Source organism: Pseudomonas sp. NPDC087817 (genome assembly GCF_044742875.1).
Lineage (GTDB): Bacteria > Pseudomonadota > Gammaproteobacteria > Pseudomonadales > Pseudomonadaceae > Aquipseudomonas.
In genome coordinates this window covers 1-16,343 of the sequence record NZ_JBIUVJ010000084.1, presented here as the reverse complement: position 1 = coordinate 16,343, position 16,343 = coordinate 1, and the positions used below count along the sequence as shown (strand labels likewise).

15 protein-coding genes are annotated in these 16,343 nt (G+C 59.1%); 10 read left to right on the top strand and 5 right to left on the bottom strand.

All coding sequences use genetic code 11. The features are described from left to right. On the bottom strand, window positions 1–1,444 hold a 1,444-nt coding region (gene thiI, locus ACIONG_RS27705; protein WP_401303952.1), incomplete at its 3' end, for a tRNA uracil 4-sulfurtransferase ThiI. 328 nt (window positions 1,445–1,772) lie between these two features. Here thiI and glnA point away from each other — a divergent pair. From glnA to ntrC, 6 genes are all read left to right on the top strand, one after another. Beyond that, on the top strand, window positions 1,773–3,179 hold the full coding sequence (glnA, locus tag ACIONG_RS27700; protein WP_007961736.1) for a glutamate--ammonia ligase: 1,407 nt from the start codon (window positions 1,773–1,775) through the stop codon (window positions 3,177–3,179). Between the two features lie 127 nt (window positions 3,180–3,306). Further along, window positions 3,307–5,370 carry a hypothetical protein gene (locus ACIONG_RS27695; protein ID WP_401303949.1) on the top strand — a complete coding sequence of 688 codons (2,064 nt, stop codon included), beginning with the start codon at window positions 3,307–3,309 and terminating at the stop codon, window positions 5,368–5,370. A gap of 108 nt (window positions 5,371–5,478) precedes the next feature. Next, a complete protein-coding gene (locus ACIONG_RS27690; RefSeq protein ID WP_401303946.1) occupies window positions 5,479–5,991 on the top strand; it encodes a DUF4124 domain-containing protein in 513 nt (170 codons plus the stop codon). Continuing rightward, window positions 5,988–6,611, top strand: a complete 624-nt coding sequence (locus ACIONG_RS27685; RefSeq protein ID WP_401303943.1) for a DUF4124 domain-containing protein — start codon at window positions 5,988–5,990, stop codon at window positions 6,609–6,611. Before ACIONG_RS27690 ends, ACIONG_RS27685 begins: the two co-directional genes overlap by 4 nt. Before the next feature lie 231 nt (window positions 6,612–6,842). Next, window positions 6,843–7,928 carry a nitrogen regulation protein NR(II) gene (glnL, locus tag ACIONG_RS27680; RefSeq protein ID WP_201235934.1) on the top strand — a complete coding sequence of 362 codons (1,086 nt, stop codon included), beginning with the start codon at window positions 6,843–6,845 and terminating at the stop codon, window positions 7,926–7,928. After that, window positions 7,925–9,361 carry a nitrogen regulation protein NR(I) gene (ntrC, locus tag ACIONG_RS27675; RefSeq protein ID WP_007909238.1) on the top strand — a complete coding sequence of 479 codons (1,437 nt, stop codon included), beginning with the start codon at window positions 7,925–7,927 and terminating at the stop codon, window positions 9,359–9,361. Before glnL ends, ntrC begins: the two co-directional genes overlap by 4 nt. Window positions 9,362–9,920: 559 nt before the next feature. Here the strand turns inward: ntrC and ACIONG_RS27670 are convergent. After that, on the bottom strand, window positions 9,921–10,361 hold the full coding sequence (locus ACIONG_RS27670; protein WP_103304205.1) for a hypothetical protein: 441 nt from the start codon (window positions 10,359–10,361) through the stop codon (window positions 9,921–9,923). Here ACIONG_RS27670 and ACIONG_RS27665 point away from each other — a divergent pair. Beyond that, window positions 10,360–10,815, top strand: a complete 456-nt coding sequence (locus tag ACIONG_RS27665) for a tRNA (cytidine(34)-2'-O)-methyltransferase (protein WP_003220777.1) — start codon at window positions 10,360–10,362, stop codon at window positions 10,813–10,815. The genes ACIONG_RS27670 and ACIONG_RS27665 overlap by 2 nt on opposite strands. 103 nt (window positions 10,816–10,918) lie before the next feature. Here ACIONG_RS27665 and secB read toward each other — a convergent pair whose 3' ends face one another. From secB to ACIONG_RS27650, 3 genes are read right to left on the bottom strand one after another with little or no spacing between them, the layout of a single operon-like run. Next, entirely contained in the window at window positions 10,919–11,404 is a 486-nt protein-coding gene (gene secB, locus ACIONG_RS27660) for a protein-export chaperone SecB (RefSeq protein WP_103304204.1), read from the bottom strand. 56 nt (window positions 11,405–11,460) lie between these two features. Beyond that, window positions 11,461–11,715, bottom strand: a complete 255-nt coding sequence (gene grxC, locus ACIONG_RS27655; protein ID WP_095120761.1) for a glutaredoxin 3 — start codon at window positions 11,713–11,715, stop codon at window positions 11,461–11,463. 1 nt (window position 11,716) lies between these two features. After that, window positions 11,717–12,130: a rhodanese-like domain-containing protein gene (locus ACIONG_RS27650; RefSeq protein ID WP_083367280.1), complete on the bottom strand. Its 414-nt coding sequence runs from the start codon at window positions 12,128–12,130 to the stop codon at window positions 11,717–11,719. A gap of 153 nt (window positions 12,131–12,283) precedes the next feature. Between ACIONG_RS27650 and gpmI the strand changes: the two genes are divergently transcribed. The 3 genes from gpmI to ACIONG_RS27635 all read left to right on the top strand — a co-directional run. Beyond that, window positions 12,284–13,810 (top strand): 2,3-bisphosphoglycerate-independent phosphoglycerate mutase, encoded by a 1,527-nt coding sequence (gene gpmI, locus ACIONG_RS27645; RefSeq protein WP_401303936.1) that lies wholly within the window; start codon window positions 12,284–12,286, stop codon window positions 13,808–13,810. A 300-nt stretch (window positions 13,811–14,110) separates the two neighbouring features. Beyond that, window positions 14,111–15,397: a murein hydrolase activator EnvC gene (locus ACIONG_RS27640; RefSeq protein ID WP_103304201.1), complete on the top strand. Its 1,287-nt coding sequence runs from the start codon at window positions 14,111–14,113 to the stop codon at window positions 15,395–15,397. Window positions 15,398–15,431: 34 nt separating this feature from the next. After that, a partial coding sequence (locus tag ACIONG_RS27635; RefSeq protein WP_401303934.1) for a S41 family peptidase occupies window positions 15,432–16,343 on the top strand: 912 nt, incomplete at its 3' end.

The following is a 16,343-nucleotide window of genomic DNA, read 5'->3' as shown; positions in this document are numbered from 1 at the left end:
GATCAACGCGCACATTGGCATGCCCCTCACTGAGCAAATGGTGGGCATGCAGGCGACTCATCACGCCTTTGTCGCAATACAGCAGGTACTGGCGAGTAGGGTCCAGTTCCTTGAAACGTGCGTTCACTGCATAGAACGGCATCGTCTGTACCTCTATGCCGGCAAGCTCCAGCGGTTCGTCTTCAGCGGCGTCCGGGTGACGGATGTCGATGACGATCTGACCGGCCAGCGCTTCGCCGACTTCTTCAATTTGCAAATCCTGGCCCAATTCGTCGATGACTCGATCGATGGCGACCAGTTTGGCGTTGGCGAGCGCACGCTCGAGCACCGCCATGTCGAATTCATTCTCTTCGTGTTCGACGCGGCCACGCTTGGCAGCGGTCTTCGGGTTAACCGAGATCACCCCGCAGTATTCCGGCATGTGCCGGGCGAAATCGGCGGTGCCGATCTCGTTGGCCGTGTCGATGATGTCCTGCTTGTGGGCGACGATCAGTGGGCGCAGGACCAGTTTGTCAGTTACACAATCGATCACCGACAGGTTCGGCAAGGTCTGGCTCGATACCTGGGAGATCGCCTCACCCGTGACCAGCGCATCGATGTGCAATCGGTCGGCAATGGCCGAGGACGCGCGCAACATCATACGCTTCAATACGACGCCCATATGACTGTTATCGACTTTGCCGAGAATTTCGCCCAACACTTCTTCGAACGGAACACTGACAAATAGCACGCGTTGCGAACTGCCGTACTTCTTCCAGATGAAATGCGCGACTTCCATCACGCCCAATTCGTGGGCACGCCCGCCCAGATTGAAGAAGCAGAAGTGCGCCATCAGGCCGCGACGCATGATCTGGTAGGCCGCAACAGTCGAATCAAAGCCGCCGGACATCAATACCAGCGTCTGCTCCAACGCACCCAGCGGGTAACCGCCGATGCCGTTGTGCTGGCTGTGGATCACAAACAACCGTTTGTCGCGAACTTCGATGCGGACTTCGATTTCCGGCGCTTTCAGGTCGATTCCGGCAGCACCGCATTCACGACGCAGCTTGCTGCCGACGTATTTTTCGACGTCCATCGAGCTGAACGCATGCTTGCCTGCACGCTTGCAGCGCACCGAGAAAATCTTTCCGGCCAGCGCATCACCGTAGTGCTGTTTGCACTTTTCGGTGATGTCGTCGAAGTCGCCCAGCGGGTACTCGTCGATCTGCAAAAAGTGCGCAATGCCCGGCATGCAGGTCAGGCGCTCGCCCATCTCTTTCAAGGCTTTGGCGTCGGTAACGCGGGTTTCCAGCTCGAGGTTGTCCCACACACCGTTCACCACCACAGCCGGGTCCAGATCGCGGAGCACGGCGCGGATGTTTTTGGCCAACTGGCGGATAAATTTCGTCCGGACAGGTCGACTCTTGATGGTGATCTCGGGGAAGACTTTTACGATTAGTTTCATGAAAACAGCGCGCGCAGGGCCAGCCGAAAAAGGGGGGCGCGGATTATAGCGGAAATTGCTCAAGGTTTAACCAGTTAATGTGCAGAAGGTTTTGCACGCACCAAATCAGGTCATTTTTCGATTGTGACGCCACATTACAGGGCGAGAATTTACGCTTTAAGACGCTTTGCACCTTAATAAGCTTGAATTTGGGGCAAAAAACCCATGCTGGGGCACTGGCATGCAATTTGCTCCCTTGTGAGGCAGGTTGCCTTGGCAGACTATCTGCGCCGGCATCACCCATATTAAGGGCATCCACTACCAAGCCCTAAGCCACCCGGAGGACACTATGTCGAAGTCGGTTCAACTCATCAAAGATCATGACGTCAAGTGGATTGATCTGCGCTTCACGGACACCAAAGGCACTCAGCACCACGTGACCATGCCGGCTCGCGATGCGCTGGAAGACGACTTCTTCGAAGTCGGCAAGATGTTCGACGGTTCCTCCATCGCTGGCTGGAAAGGCATCGAAGCCTCCGACATGATCCTGCTGCCGGACGACGACACTGCCGTGCTCGACCCGTTCACCGAAGACGCGACCCTGATCCTGGTCTGCGACATCATCGAACCGTCGACCATGCAAGGTTACGATCGTGACCCACGCGCCATCGCTCACCGCGCCGAGGAATACCTGAAGACCACCGGTATCGGTGACACCGTCTTCGCTGGCCCAGAGCCAGAATTCTTCATCTTCGACGAAGTGAAGTTCAAGTCGGACATTTCCGGCTCGATGTTCAAGATCTACTCCGAACAAGGTTCGTGGATGTCCGACCAGGACATCGAAGGCGGCAACAAAGGCCACCGTCCAGGCGTCAAAGGTGGCTACTTCCCGGTTCCGCCGTTCGACCACGACCACGAAATCCGTACTGCCATGTGCAACGCACTGGAAGAAATGGGCCAGACCGTTGAAGTTCACCACCACGAAGTGGCGACTGCCGGTCAGAACGAAATCGGTGTCAAGTTCAACACCCTGGTGAAGAAAGCTGACGAAGTTCAGACTCTGAAATACGTTGTACACAACGTCGCTGACGCTTACGGCCGCACCGCGACCTTCATGCCGAAGCCACTGTACGGCGACAACGGTTCGGGCATGCACGTCCACATGTCCATCGCCAAAGATGGCAAGAACACCTTCGCTGGCGAAGGCTATGCCGGCCTGTCCGAAACCGCCCTGTACTTCATCGGCGGCATCATCAAGCACGGTAAGGCACTGAACGGCTTCACCAACCCGGCCACCAACTCCTACAAGCGTCTGGTGCCAGGCTTCGAAGCTCCGGTAATGCTGGCCTACTCGGCTCGCAACCGTTCCGCCTCGATCCGCATTCCTTACGTCAACAGCCCACGTGGCCGTCGTATCGAAGCGCGTTTCCCGGATCCGGCTGCCAACCCGTACCTGGCATTCGCAGCACTGCTGATGGCCGGTCTGGACGGTATCCAGAACAAGATCCACCCAGGCGATGCCGCTGACAAAAACCTGTATGACCTGCCGCCTGAAGAGGCGAAAGAGATCCCACAAGTTTGCGGCAGCCTGAAAGAAGCCCTGGAAGAGCTGGACAAGGGCCGTGCGTTCCTGACCAAGGGCGGCGTGTTCTCCGACGACTTCATCGACGCTTACATCGCGCTGAAATCCGAAGAAGAAATCAAGGTCCGCACCTTCGTGCACCCACTGGAATATGAGCTGTACTACAGCTGCTGATCCGGTAGCGCTGCAGCACGCGGCGTGACAAAAAGAGGCCTCCTTCGGGAGGCCTTTTTTGTGCCCGCGCTTCCATGGATAATCCGCCGCCTCAGCGCCCGTCCGGCGCCTTGACGAAGGGATTCGCATGAAGTGGTTATGGGCCATCGCCCTGACGGCCGGCCTCGCCTGCCAAATGGCCGGCGCAGCAGCGTTCTATGAAGACAAACCGTTGGCCCACCCGCTGATCGAGGGCTTGCAGGAAAGCTCGGCGACGCTGGCGTTCATCAAGGAAGCCAAGGGCGTCAAAGGTTACTACTGCATCTGCGACACGCCCGAGGCGAGCCCGCAGTTACTGGATGACTTCGGCCAGGCGACCATCGAATCGGTATTTTTGACGCCAATCGACAGCGAAGACCCCATCCGCCTGGTGCTCTTCAAGCAGCAAACGAAGTACCGGATTTACGCCTACAAATACGACGCCAGCAGTCAGCTCTACACTCGCGTCACAGGACTGCAAAAAGCCCTCGACCGAATTGCCGCAGGCCAGAAGCGGCTGGACGCCCTCACCATCAAGAAAGCACTGGCGCAGCTCACGCCGATCAACTATCGATTGCGCTACACGCAATCGGGCATTCCCGAATTCGACCAACTCGACCTCACCGCAGGAACGCTGGTCGGTTATTTCGATGAACAGACCAAGCCACTGGACATCAACACGCCCGGTACGGATCAGCACTACTTCAAAAAAACCTATCAGGAAAAAAACGGGCGTTTTCTAACTGTCACATTCTGGCGCGACATCGATACGTCCGTGAAAGACGGCGATCGCACGCTCTATAACTATCAAGTGGGCCGCATGGCCTGGGAAACCACTCCCGCCACCTTCATTGGCAGCGAGGATGGCGCTTCGGTTTCATTCAATTTCGGCGACATCAGTGCCCAGGGCGCTTACGAAAAAGGTCTGCGTACTGGCACCTGGTCGTTCGCCAAGGAATACAAATATTCGGCCAGCGGCAACTATATGGCAGGCAAACGACAGGGCGAATGGACCGAGACCCACTACTCGAAAAGCTACACCGGCCAGTATGTCGATGACGCACGCGAGGGGCGCTGGACAATTCTCGACGATGGCGATCCCGATAACACCACGACCGGGTTCCAGACGTACCTGCACGGCGTACTCGACGGCCCGAGCGAAGAAATCACCGGCACCGTGATCGAACGCGGCAACTACCGCAACGACCAGCGCGAAGGCCCATGGGTGACCGCGATCGGCAGCGGCGCCTTCGAAAACGGCCTGAAAAGCGGTCCATGGACCCTCAAGACCGACAGGGGCCACAGCCAGAGCGTTAACTTCGTGGCTGGGAAAAAAGAAGGTGAACTACGGGAAACCGATGCCAATGGCGTCGTGATTCTGATCGAGCATTACAAGGCCGATGTATTGTCCGGCACCCAGGAGTTCTACAACGCCGACGGCAAACTGCTGAACTTGCGTCATTACGAAAACGGCAAGAAAGAAGGCCGCGCACTGGATTACAGCAGCGACGGCAGCGCATTGATCAATGACATCTCCTGGCACAACGATGAGCGCGAAGGCCCCTATCTGACCTTCTTGCGTGACGGCACTCCCGCCACCGTCGGACGTTTCGAGCTGCGCCGCTTTGTCGGCTCGATGAAACAATACGATGACCAGGAAGTGCTTTATGAAGAGTCCAACTGGTGCCGTTTTGACAAGGATGGTCACCCGACCGTCGACCGCTGCGGGATAACCCGACACTTCACCCATGGCAAATTGTCGTCGGAGACTGACTTCCTTTACGGTGAGCGCCAAGCATCCACTGATTACAACTATGAAACCGGTCGCAAGACCAGTGAGACGATCATTGGCGATAACGACCATATCACCGACATCAGCTATTACGACAATGGGCAGATCGAATGCCAAAAGAATCGCGTGGGTTTCAGTCTGCTGAACATCAATCAGCGACAAGTCAAAACCTATGAACACGCGGGCGACCTGACCGGCGAGCAATTGTGCTATCACCGTAACGGCGTGGTTAAAAGCCGGGCGTTTTACGACAAAGGGCCTGTCGGTTGCACCACGCAGTACGACGAGACCGGACAGCAAACCTATCCCGGCCCCGAGGGGTGTCCAAAACCCGTCGTGCCCGTTGGCAGGCAAAAACGCATGCTCAACTTCAGCAGTTGAAAGCCGTTCAGAATCGGCCGGTTTGTGTGAGCGGATGTTGTCCCGGTTGGGCTTACCGCCGCCCCTGGCCTATGCTGCATCCATTCTCATCGTTGATCGGTCGAATCCATGGGTCGTGGTTTTCTCTTCCTGCTGCTGGTGATCGCCCTGCCCGCCGCCGCGCAGATCTACAAGTACACCGACGCCAACGGCAATACGGTGTACAGCGATCACTCGCCGGACGGGGTCAAGGCGCAGACGGTTGAGTTACCGCCACTCAACAGCGTTGAGCCTCAGGGGCCGAGCGCACCCGCCGCGCCCATCTCCGATAGCCGTGAGCCCGTGCGCAGCGCCTACGAAATTCTCGAACTGGGTGGCCTGCCCACCGAAGAAGCCCTGCGCGCCAACAACGGCACCTTCACGGTCAATGTGCTGATCAAGCCGCGCTTGCAGCCGCCGCATCAATTGAGACTGGTGTTGGATGATGAGCCTTACGGGCAGCCAGGCAACGTGCCGATCCTGCAATTGGTGAATGTCGACCGTGGCGAACATCGACTTGCCGTTCAAGTCATCGATGGCGAGGCAATCATCCAGCAGAGCCCGGTGGTGGTCTTTACCGTACAGCGGGTACACAAGCCATGATTCGTCCATGGCTGATCGCCTTGTTGGCGATGATCACGCTGCAAGCCTCGGCCGAGGTGTTCACCTACATCGATGCGCAAGGCAACCGCGTCTACACCGACCAACCACGCGGCAACGCCAAACGGGTGCCGCTGGCGACCAGCAATCGCATGCCGGCCAATCCAAGCGCTGCCCGGCCGATTACCACCGCAAAGAAATCCCCGGAGCAACCGCTGTTCCATTACGACATGTTGCGCGTTCTGGTGCCCGAGCCGGACGCGACCATTCGCAGCAGCGCCGGCGAGTTGATTGTCAGCGTTACCAGCGAGCCCGGCTTGCAAGCGGGCCATCGCTATCGCTTGTTGCTCGACGGCCAGGCCACTGGTGAGCCAGGACTCAGTCCGGTATTCCCGCTGAGCAATATCGACCGTGGCAGCCACAACCTTTCGATCGAGATTCTCGATGCGCAGGGCCGAACCGTCGAACGCACCGCCAACCAGCCGTTCCACATGCTGCGCATCTCACTGGCGCAGAAACGCCAGGTCAAACCCTGCGTTAACGAGGATTACGGCGTGCGCCCGGAATGTCCGTTGAAGGACAAACCACCAGAACCGAAAAATCCCTTCCTGCGTTTCTTCTAACGCCATTCAGCTTTGCGCACTATATTGGTGCAACAGGCTGCACCGTACCCACATTGCAACCCATTTTGGTTCGAAAGTACCCGCGAGAGCTGGCCGACTGCCACGCAAACGAGCGTCAAACGCCCGTTTCAGGGGTTGAACGCTTCTTTTCAGAGCCTTGGTTTGGTTTTTGCATTTTCCCGATAACGACGCTTGCTTGTTGCGCACGCTCCGCCCCCAAAAGAGGCCCTGATGACTATAAGTGACGCAATCCCCCGTTTGCTGCTCGACAACCTGACCACCGCTACCATCTTGCTTGATGCCGAATTGCGCCTTGAGTACATGAATCCGGCGGCGGAGATGCTGCTCGCCATCAGCGGGCAGCGTAGCCATGGGCAGTTCATCAGCGAGCTGTTCACCGAATCCACCGAAGCGCTCAATTCCCTGCGCCAGGCGGTGGAACAGGCACACCCGTTCACCAAGCGCGAAGCGATGCTCACGGCCCTCACCGGTCAGACCTTGACCGTGGATTACGCGGTGACGCCGATCCTCAGCAACGGCGCGACCCTGCTTTTGCTGGAAGTCCACCCGCGTGATCGCTTGCTGCGGATCACCAAGGAAGAGGCCCAGCTGTCGAAGCAGGAAACCAGCAAGATGCTGGTGCGCGGTCTTGCCCACGAGATCAAAAACCCGCTCGGCGGCATTCGTGGCGCCGCGCAACTGCTGGCCCGAGAGCTGCCGGAAGACAGCCTGCGCGACTACACCAACGTGATCATTGAAGAGGCCGACCGCCTGCGCAATCTGGTCGACCGCATGCTCGGCTCGAACAAGTTGCCGTCGCTGGCCATGTGCAACGTTCACGAAGTGCTCGAGCGCGTTTGCCAACTGGTCGAAGCGGAAAGTCAGGGCTGCATCACCTTGGTGCGTGATTACGACCCAAGCATTCCCGACGTATTGATCGACCGCGAGCAAATGATTCAGGCGGTGTTGAACATCGTGCGCAACGCGATGCAGGCGATCAGTAGTCAGAACGAGCTGCGCCTGGGCCGCATCAGCCTGCGCTCCCGGACCATGCGCCAATTCACCATCGGCCACGTCCGCCATCGTCTGGTGACCAAGATCGAGATCATCGACAACGGCCCGGGCATCCCGGCGGAACTCCAGGAAACCATTTTCTTTCCCATGGTCAGCGGCCGCCCGGACGGTACCGGGCTGGGCCTGGCCATTACCCAGAACATCATCAGCCAGCACCAGGGCCTGATCGAGTGTGACAGCCACCCCGGCCACACCACGTTCTCGATCTTTCTGCCACTGGAACAAGGAGCCACATCGACATGAGCCGTAGTGAAACCGTGTGGATCGTCGATGACGACCGTTCTATCCGTTGGGTTCTGGAAAAGGCCTTGCAGCAGGAAGGCATGACCACGCAGAGCTTCGACAGCGCCGATGGCGTGATGAGTCGTCTGGCCCGTCAGCAGCCTGATGTGATCATTTCCGATATCCGCATGCCGGGTGCCAGCGGGCTGGATCTGCTGGCGCGGATCCGCGAGCAGCACCCACGGTTGCCGGTCATCATCATGACTGCCCACTCCGATCTGGACAGCGCTGTCGCCTCCTATCAGGGCGGCGCTTTCGAATACCTGCCCAAGCCGTTCGACGTGGATGAGGCGGTGTCGCTGGTCAAACGCGCCAACCAGCACGCGCAAGAACAGCAAGGCCTGGAAGTGGTGCCCGCGCTGACCCGCACCCCGGAAATCATCGGCGAAGCGCCGGCGATGCAGGAAGTTTTTCGCGCCATCGGCCGCTTGAGCCACTCCAACATCACCGTGCTGATCAACGGCGAATCCGGCACCGGTAAAGAACTGGTCGCCCACGCCCTGCACCGCCACAGCCCGCGTGCGGCCTCGCCGTTCATTGCGCTGAACATGGCGGCGATCCCCAAGGACCTGATGGAATCCGAGCTGTTCGGCCACGAGAAAGGCGCGTTCACCGGCGCGGCCAACTTGCGTCGCGGACGCTTTGAACAGGCCGATGGCGGCACGCTGTTCCTCGATGAAATCGGCGACATGCCGGCAGATACACAAACCCGTCTGCTGCGGGTGCTGGCCGACGGCGAGTTCTACCGCGTCGGTGGTCATGTACCGGTCAAGGTCGATGTGCGGATCATCGCCGCGACACACCAGAATCTGGAAACCCTGGTCCACGCCGGAAAATTCCGTGAGGACTTGTTCCACCGCCTCAATGTGATCCGCATCCACATCCCGCGCCTGTCGGACCGTCGCGAAGACATCCCGACCCTGGCCAAGCACTTCCTCAGCCGTGCCGCACAAGAGCTGGCGGTCGAGCCGAAGCTGCTGAAAAGCGAGACCGAGGAATACCTGAAAAACCTGCCGTGGGGCGGCAACGTACGCCAGTTGGAGAACACCTGCCGCTGGATCACGGTCATGGCCTCCGGCCGTGAAGTGCACATCAGCGACTTGCCACCGGAACTGTTGAACCTGCCGCAGGATTCGGCGCCAGTGACCAACTGGGAGCAAGCGTTGCGCCAGTGGGCCGATCAGGCGTTGGCACGTGGCCAGTCGAGCCTGCTCGACAGCGCGGTACCGGCGTTCGAGCGGATCATGATCGAAACGGCTTTGAAGCACACCGCCGGGCGTCGCCGTGATGCCGCCGTTTTGCTGGGTTGGGGGCGTAACACCCTGACGCGCAAGATCAAGGAACTGGGGATGAAGGTTGATGGTGGGGATGATGATGAGGGGGATGAGGGTTAAACAGCCTATAGGTCTGCGGTGAACACACATTACGTGAACATCAAAGATCCAATGTGGGAGCGGGCTTGCTCGCGAAAGCGGTGTGTCATTGAAAAGGATGGTGACTGACACGACGCCTTCGCGATCAAGCCCGCTCCCACAACTAGTCCTCTGTGCACCAGAGTAATGCACCTTGAACCGCAATCGAGCATAACTTTCAGTTCAGATCGTTAGTGAAAATCACCGAAAAACAACAACGCCAAAAACACGAAAGCCCCGAATTCCGGGGCTTTCGCGTTTCTCATCAGCTTTTTTGTTTCAGCAGATTAAAAACTGGCACGCCCCCTGCAATACCTCTTACAGGTGATTCGATTCACCACCCGTTTCGGGGACCTTGGTACAGGCAGGCCGGGGATTCCCCTCTTTACACCGGGCGCACATCGCAATGCGATGCGCCCACCCTTTTGGGATCCTTGGTACAGGCAGGCCGGGGGTTCCCTCTTTACACCGGACCGACGCTACGAGCGAAGTCCACCCCGTTTTGGGAACCCTGATACAGGCAGGTCAGGGATTCCCGCTTTTATTGCTCCCGGAGATGGATCTCCAGCCGCCAGCGGTCATCGACCTCGCTGCCGGTCCAGTCACCTTGCAGCGGCCGCGCCGCCAGCACCGTCAGCAACAACCCGCCATCACTCGCTCGCGTACGCCAGTTGACGTCTTTGCCGTTGAGCTTGAGCTGGCCTTTCTGCGCCTTGCCTTCAGCCTGGAACAGAAGCGCCACGGCACCGTCGACCACCTCGCCGTGCAGCTTCGGCTCGTTGTTGAACCAGACCACCAGACCGCCGTCGATAACCTCGACCTGTTGCAGCACGCTCGGATCCGGTGTGGTCAGGCGGCCGATCATCAGGCCGATCATCACGCCGACGATCGCCAGCGAGCCGATCACACGCGGGAATAGTTTCGAACGGTTGTCCACAGGCGGCGTAGAATGCCGCTCATCTTTACCTTCGGAGCCGTGCATGTTTCACGTCATCCTTTTTCAACCAGAAATTCCGCCGAATACCGGCAACGTTATCAGGCTGTGCGCCAACAGTGGCTGCCACCTGCATTTGATCGAACCGCTGGGTTTCGAGATGGACGACAAGCGCCTGCGCCGCGCCGGTCTCGACTACCACGAATATGCCACGCTGCAACGCCACGCCGACCTCGCCAGTTGCCTGGAAAGCCTGGGCAACCCACGGCTGTTCGCGTTCACCACCAAGGGTTCGCGGCCGTTTCACGATGCCGCGTTTGTGCCGGGTGATGCGTTCATCTTCGGCCCGGAAAGTCGTGGCCTGCCGCCAGAAGTGCTGGACGCCCTGCCCGCCGAACAGCGCCTGCGCCTGCCGATGCGCGAAGGCTGCCGCAGCCTGAACCTGTCCAACACCGTGGCCGTGGCTGTATACGAAGCGTGGCGCCAGAACGACTTCAAATAACACCGCAAAATAAATGCCTGATCGTTCCCACGCAGAGCGTAGGAACGATCAGCCAAGAAAAAAGCGCCTGTAACGGCGCTTTTTTCGTTGTCGCTCAGACCGTTTACTGAACGGTCGGGGTCTCGCCGCTTTCCTGCATGCGCTGCAGCTCTTGCGCGTACAGGGCGTCGAAGTTCACCGGAGCCAGCATCAGTGCCGGGAACGAACCGCGAGTTACCAGGCTGTCCAGAGTCTCACGAGCGTAAGGGAACAGGATGTTCGGGCAGAACGCACCCAGGGTGTGGCTCATCGACGCCGGGTCGAGGTTCTTGATCAGGAAGATACCGGCCTGTTGCACTTCAGCGATGAAGGCCACTTCGTCACCGTTTTTCACGGTCACGGACAGGGTCAGCACGACTTCGTAGAAATCGCCTTCGAGTTCTTTCTGGCGAGTGTTCAGATCCAGACCAACGGTCGGATCCCACTGCTGACGGAAGATCGCCGGGCTTTTCGGGGCTTCAAAAGACAGGTCGCGAACGTAGATGCGCTGCAAGGAGAATTGCGGTGCGGTTTCTTCTTCGCTGGCTGCAGTGTTCTGTTGGTCAGTCATCTCAGATCCTTTCTGATCTTGGGTCTTTAGGGATTGCTGTACGTGGGTGCAGCCGTTCAGGCCTTGAGCAGCGCGTCGAGCTTGCCGGCGCGCTCCAGGGCATACAAATCATCACAACCACCGATGTGCTTGTCGCCGATCCAGATCTGCGGCACGGAGGTGCGTCCGGCCTTCTGGCTCATGGCAGCACGAATCTGCGGCTTGCCATCGACCTTGATCTCTTCGAAGGCCACACCTTTGTTCGCGAGCAATTGCTTGGCTCGCACGCAATAAGGGCAGTAATCGCTGGAGTAGACGATGACTTCACTCATATCACTTCACCAACGGCAGGTTGTCGCCTTTCCAGCTGGAAATCCCGCCGGACAGCTTGGCGGCGGTGAAGCCGGATTTCATCAGCTCGCGGGCGTGGGTGCCGGCGGTCTGGCCCAGAGCGTCGACCAGAATGATGGTCTTGGCCTTGTGTTTTTCCAGCTCGCCGATACGCGCTGCCAGTTTGTCCTGTGGAATGTTCACGGCGCCAACGATGTGGCCGGCAGCGAAATCCTTGGCCGGACGGATGTCCACCACCACGCCCGCATCTTTGTTGACCAGTGCGGTCAGCTCACCGGTGCTCAGGCTTTTACCGCCGCCCTGCATCGTGTGCGCCAGCAGCAGAGCCAGCAGTACGACGAAGATACCGACAAGAATGTAGTGGTTAGTGGCAAATTCAATCAGGTGAGCAACCATCGAAGGAGGTTCCAGGGCGTTAAAATGTCGGCCAGTATACACAGCCACTATGGTCGGCCAAACCCCGTCCGGCGGTGACGCCGTCGGAACTTCGCTTTAAACTCCAACTCCCTTTTCCATCGCCCTCTTCTTTATTAGCCACGAGTGGATTCCATGACTACCACGCCTAAACCTTTGGTCCTGATCATTCTCGACGGCTTCGGTCACAGCGACAGCCCCGAATCCAACGCCGTTTTTGCGGCGAAGAAGCCTGTACTTGATCGCCTCTGGGCCACCGTGCCAAATGGCTTGATCTCGGGCAGCGGCATGGACGTCGGTCTGCCGGACGGCCAGATGGGCAACTCCGAAGTCGGCCACATGAACCTCGGCGCCGGCCGGGTGGTGTATCAGGACTTCACTCGTGTGACCAAAGCGATCCGCGACGGCGAGTTCTTCGAGAACCCGACCATCTGCGCCGCTGTGGATAAAGCCGTGGCCGCCGGCAAAGCCGTGCACTTCATGGGCTTGCTGTCGGATGGCGGCGTGCACAGCCACCAGGATCACCTGATCGCCATGGCCGAACTGGCCTTCAAGCGCGGCGCCGAAAAAATCTACCTGCACGCCTTCCTCGACGGCCGCGACACGCCGCCGAAAAGCGCCGCATCGTCGATCGAACTGCTTGACGCGACGTTCCAGGCCCTCGGCAAGGGCCGCATCGCCAGCATCATCGGCCGCTACTTCGCCATGGACCGTGACAACCGTTGGGATCGCGTGGCCCAAGCCTACAACCTGATCGTTGACGGCAACGGCGAGTTCAACGCAGCCACCGCGCAGGAAGGTCTGGAAGCGGCTTACGCCCGGGGCGAGAGTGACGAATTTGTCAAAGCCACTTCGATTGGTGAGCCAGTCAAGGTCGAAGACGGCGACGCCGTGGTGTTCATGAACTTCCGCGCCGACCGTGCCCGCGAGCTGAGCCGTGTATTTGTCGAGGACGGTTTCAAGGAATTCGAGCGCGCCCGCCAGCCGAAAGTGCAATACGTGGGCCTGACCCAATACGCCGCGAGCATCCCGGCTCCCGCAGCCTTTGCGCCGGGCAGCCTGGAAAATGTCCTCGGCGACTATCTGGCGAAGAACGGCAAGATCCAGCTGCGCATCGCTGAAACCGAAAAATACGCTCACGTGACCTTCTTCTTCTCCGGCGGCCGTGAAGAACCGTTCCCGGGCGAAGAGCGCATCCTGATCCCGTCGCCGAAAGTCGCCACGTACGACTTGCAGCCGGAAATGAGCGCGCCGGAAGTCACCGACCGTATCGTCGACGCCATCGAAAACCAGCGCTACGACGTCATCGTGGTCAACTACGCCAACGGCGACATGGTCGGCCACAGTGGCGTGTTCGACGCGGCAGTTAAAGCGGTTGAATGCCTGGACACCTGCGTCGGCCGCATCGTCGAGGCTCTGGAAAAGGTTGGCGGCGAAGCGCTGATCACCGCCGACCACGGCAACGTCGAGCAAATGGCTGACGAGTCCACCGGGCAAGCGCACACCGCGCACACCACCGAGCCGGTGCCGTTCATTTATGTCGGCAAGCGCGACCTCAAGGTCCGTGAAGGCGGCGTACTGGCGGACGTGGCGCCAACCATGCTCAAGTTGCTGGGACTGGAAAAACCGGCGGAAATGACCGGCACCTCGATTCTGGTCTGACCCGAATCCAGAAAACCCTGCAAAACCTTGTGGGAGTGGGCTATGTGGTGAGGGGATTTATCCCCGATGGGCGGCGAAGCCGCCCTGAAACCGAACACCACGGCGTGTCTGACGCGCCGTGCAAGCTGATTTCGCGACTGCTGCGCAGCCGATCGGTGATAAATCCCCTCGCCACAGGTCGCTCTACACTGGTTTGCAGAGTTTTTAAGGCCAGTTATCACACAAGCCCAATTGGGCGTTTTTTTTGCAGCCTCGGGCGGGCATACTAGGCCGTCCCTTACCCTGGTGCCGCCCGCCCCTATGCTTCGCGTCCTGATTGCCCTCGCTCTGACCTGCCTGCTCCAACCGGCCTTCGCTGACGAGCGCGCGCAAACCCAGCAGCAGCTGGATGCCACGCGTCAGGACATTGCCGAGCTGAAAAAGCTGCTGGGCAAACTCCAGGAAGAAAAGTCCGGCGTGCAGAAAGAGCTCAAGGGCACTGAAACCGAGATGGGCAAGCTGCAGAAGCAGGTCGACGCCCTGCAGAAAGAACTGCAGAAAAGCGAATCCGAGTTGCAGCGGCTCGATGCGGAGAAAAAAAAACTCCAGAGCGCGCGCACTGAACAGCAGCGACTGATCGCCATCCAGGCCCGCGCGGCCTACCAGAACGGCCGCCAGGAATACCTCAAACTGCTGCTCAACCAGCAGAATCCCGAGAAATTCGCCCGTACCCTCACCTATTACGATTACCTGAGCCAGGCCCGCCTGGAGCAGCTGAAGAATTTCAACGAAACCCTGCGCCAACTGGCCAATGTCGAAAAAGACATCGGCTTGCAGCAGGCACAATTGCTCGTACAGAAAAGCAGCCTCGACACTCAGCGCGAAGAGCTCGACAAGGTCCGCAAGGAACGCCAGCAAGTCCTCGCCAAACTCAACGACGACGTAAAGGCCCGCGACCAGAAACTCGCCTCTCGCGAGCAGGATCAGGCAGACCTGTCTAAAGTCCTTAAAACCATTGAAGAAACCCTGGCCCGCCAGGCTCGTGAGGCAGAAGAAGCGCGGCAGAAAGCGCTGATCGCCCAGCAGGAAGCGGAAAAAAAGCGTTTACGTGAGGCCGAAGCTGAAAACAGCGACGCCCCACGAAAACCTGCCAGATCAACACCCGGCGCCTTGGTTTCCAGCAGCGGCGAGACCTTCGGCGGCCCTTTTGCCGCAACCCGGGGAAAACTTCCGTGGCCGGTTGATGGTCGACTGTTGGCACGTTTCGGTGAAACCCGTGGCGACGACGCCAGGACCAAGTGGGACGGCGTGATGATCAGCGCCTCCGCCGGCAGTCAGGTGCATGCTGTACACGGCGGCCGTGTGGTATTCGCCGACTGGTTGCGCGGTGCCGGGCTGCTGGTGATCCTCGATCACGGCAACGGTTTTCTGAGTCTTTACGGTCACAACCAGACGCTGCTCAAGTCGGCCGGTGACGTGGTAAAAGCCGGTGAGTCCATCTCCACTGTCGGAAACAGTGGCGGTCAGGACACACCTGCACTGTATTTCGCAATTCGTCAGCAGGGTCACCCGAGTGATCCGGCGCAATGGTGCCGCGCGCAAGGATAGGCGTTGAGTCACCAACATTAGGAGTTCGTTCGACATGCTGCATTTGTCCCGCCTTACCTCGCTGGCCCTGACGATCGCCCTGGTGATCGGCGCGCCTCTGGCGTTCGCCGCACAACCGGCTCCGGCTGTCGCTCCAGCAGGCACTGCTGCAACCTCCAAGGCCCCGTTGCCGCTGGAAGAGTTGCGCACCTTTGCCGAGGTCATGGACCGGATCAAAGCCGCGTATGTCGAGCCAGTGGACGACAAGACCCTGCTGGAAAACGCGATCAAGGGCATGCTCAGCAACCTCGATCCGCACTCCGCTTACCTGGGCCCGGAAGATTTCACCGAGTTGCAGGAAAGCACCAGCGGCGAATTCGGCGGCCTGGGCATCGAAGTCGGTTCCGAAGACGGCTTCATCAAGGTCGTCTCGCCAATCGACGACACCCCGGCATCGAAGGCCGGCATTCAGGCCGGTGACTTCATCGTCAAGATCAACGGCGCACCGACGCGCGGCCAGACCATGACCGAAGCCGTCGACAAGATGCGCGGCAAGATCGGCCAGAAAATCACCCTGACCCTGGTGCGCGACGGCGGTACGCCATTCGACGTGACCCTGGCCCGCGCCGTGATTCAAGTGAAGAGCGTCAAGGCGCAATTGCTCGAATCGGGCTACGGCTATATCCGCATCACCCAGTTCCAGGTCAAAACCGGCGAAGAAGTTTCCAAAGCCCTGGCCAAGCTGCGCAAGGACAACGGCAAGAAGCTCAACGGCGTCATCCTCGACCTGCGCAACAACCCGGGCGGCGTGTTGCAGGCAGCGGTGGAAGTGGTCGATCACTTCATCACCAAAGGCCTGATCGTCTACACCAAGGGCCGGATCGCCAACTCGGAACTGCGCTTCTCCGCCACCGGCAAGGACGAAAGCGAAGCGGTGCCGATGGTCGTGCTGATCAACGGTGGCAGC

What these genes read in the sequence shown, in the direction of transcription:
- ACIONG_RS27685 (WP_401303943.1), top strand. Translation starts at nt 5,988, where the DNA reads ATGATTCGTCCATGGCTGATCGCCTTGTTGGCGATGATCACGCTGCAA.
- glnA (WP_007961736.1), top strand. Translation starts at nt 1,773, where the DNA reads ATGTCGAAGTCGGTTCAACTCATCAAAGATCATGACGTCAAGTGGATT.
- glnL (WP_201235934.1), top strand. Translation starts at nt 6,843, where the DNA reads ATGACTATAAGTGACGCAATCCCCCGTTTGCTGCTCGACAACCTGACC.
- grxC (WP_095120761.1), bottom strand. Translation starts at nt 11,715, where the DNA reads ATGAGTGAAGTCATCGTCTACTCCAGCGATTACTGCCCTTATTGCGTG.
- ACIONG_RS27695 (WP_401303949.1), top strand. Translation starts at nt 3,307, where the DNA reads ATGAAGTGGTTATGGGCCATCGCCCTGACGGCCGGCCTCGCCTGCCAA.
- ACIONG_RS27640 (WP_103304201.1), top strand. Translation starts at nt 14,111, where the DNA reads ATGCTTCGCGTCCTGATTGCCCTCGCTCTGACCTGCCTGCTCCAACCG.
- ACIONG_RS27650 (WP_083367280.1), bottom strand. Translation starts at nt 12,130, where the DNA reads ATGGTTGCTCACCTGATTGAATTTGCCACTAACCACTACATTCTTGTC.
- ACIONG_RS27665 (WP_003220777.1), top strand. Translation starts at nt 10,360, where the DNA reads ATGTTTCACGTCATCCTTTTTCAACCAGAAATTCCGCCGAATACCGGC.
- ACIONG_RS27690 (WP_401303946.1), top strand. Translation starts at nt 5,479, where the DNA reads ATGGGTCGTGGTTTTCTCTTCCTGCTGCTGGTGATCGCCCTGCCCGCC.
- ntrC (WP_007909238.1), top strand. Translation starts at nt 7,925, where the DNA reads ATGAGCCGTAGTGAAACCGTGTGGATCGTCGATGACGACCGTTCTATC.
- secB (WP_103304204.1), bottom strand. Translation starts at nt 11,404, where the DNA reads ATGACTGACCAACAGAACACTGCAGCCAGCGAAGAAGAAACCGCACCG.
- gpmI (WP_401303936.1), top strand. Translation starts at nt 12,284, where the DNA reads ATGACTACCACGCCTAAACCTTTGGTCCTGATCATTCTCGACGGCTTC.
- ACIONG_RS27670 (WP_103304205.1), bottom strand. Translation starts at nt 10,361, where the DNA reads ATGCACGGCTCCGAAGGTAAAGATGAGCGGCATTCTACGCCGCCTGTG.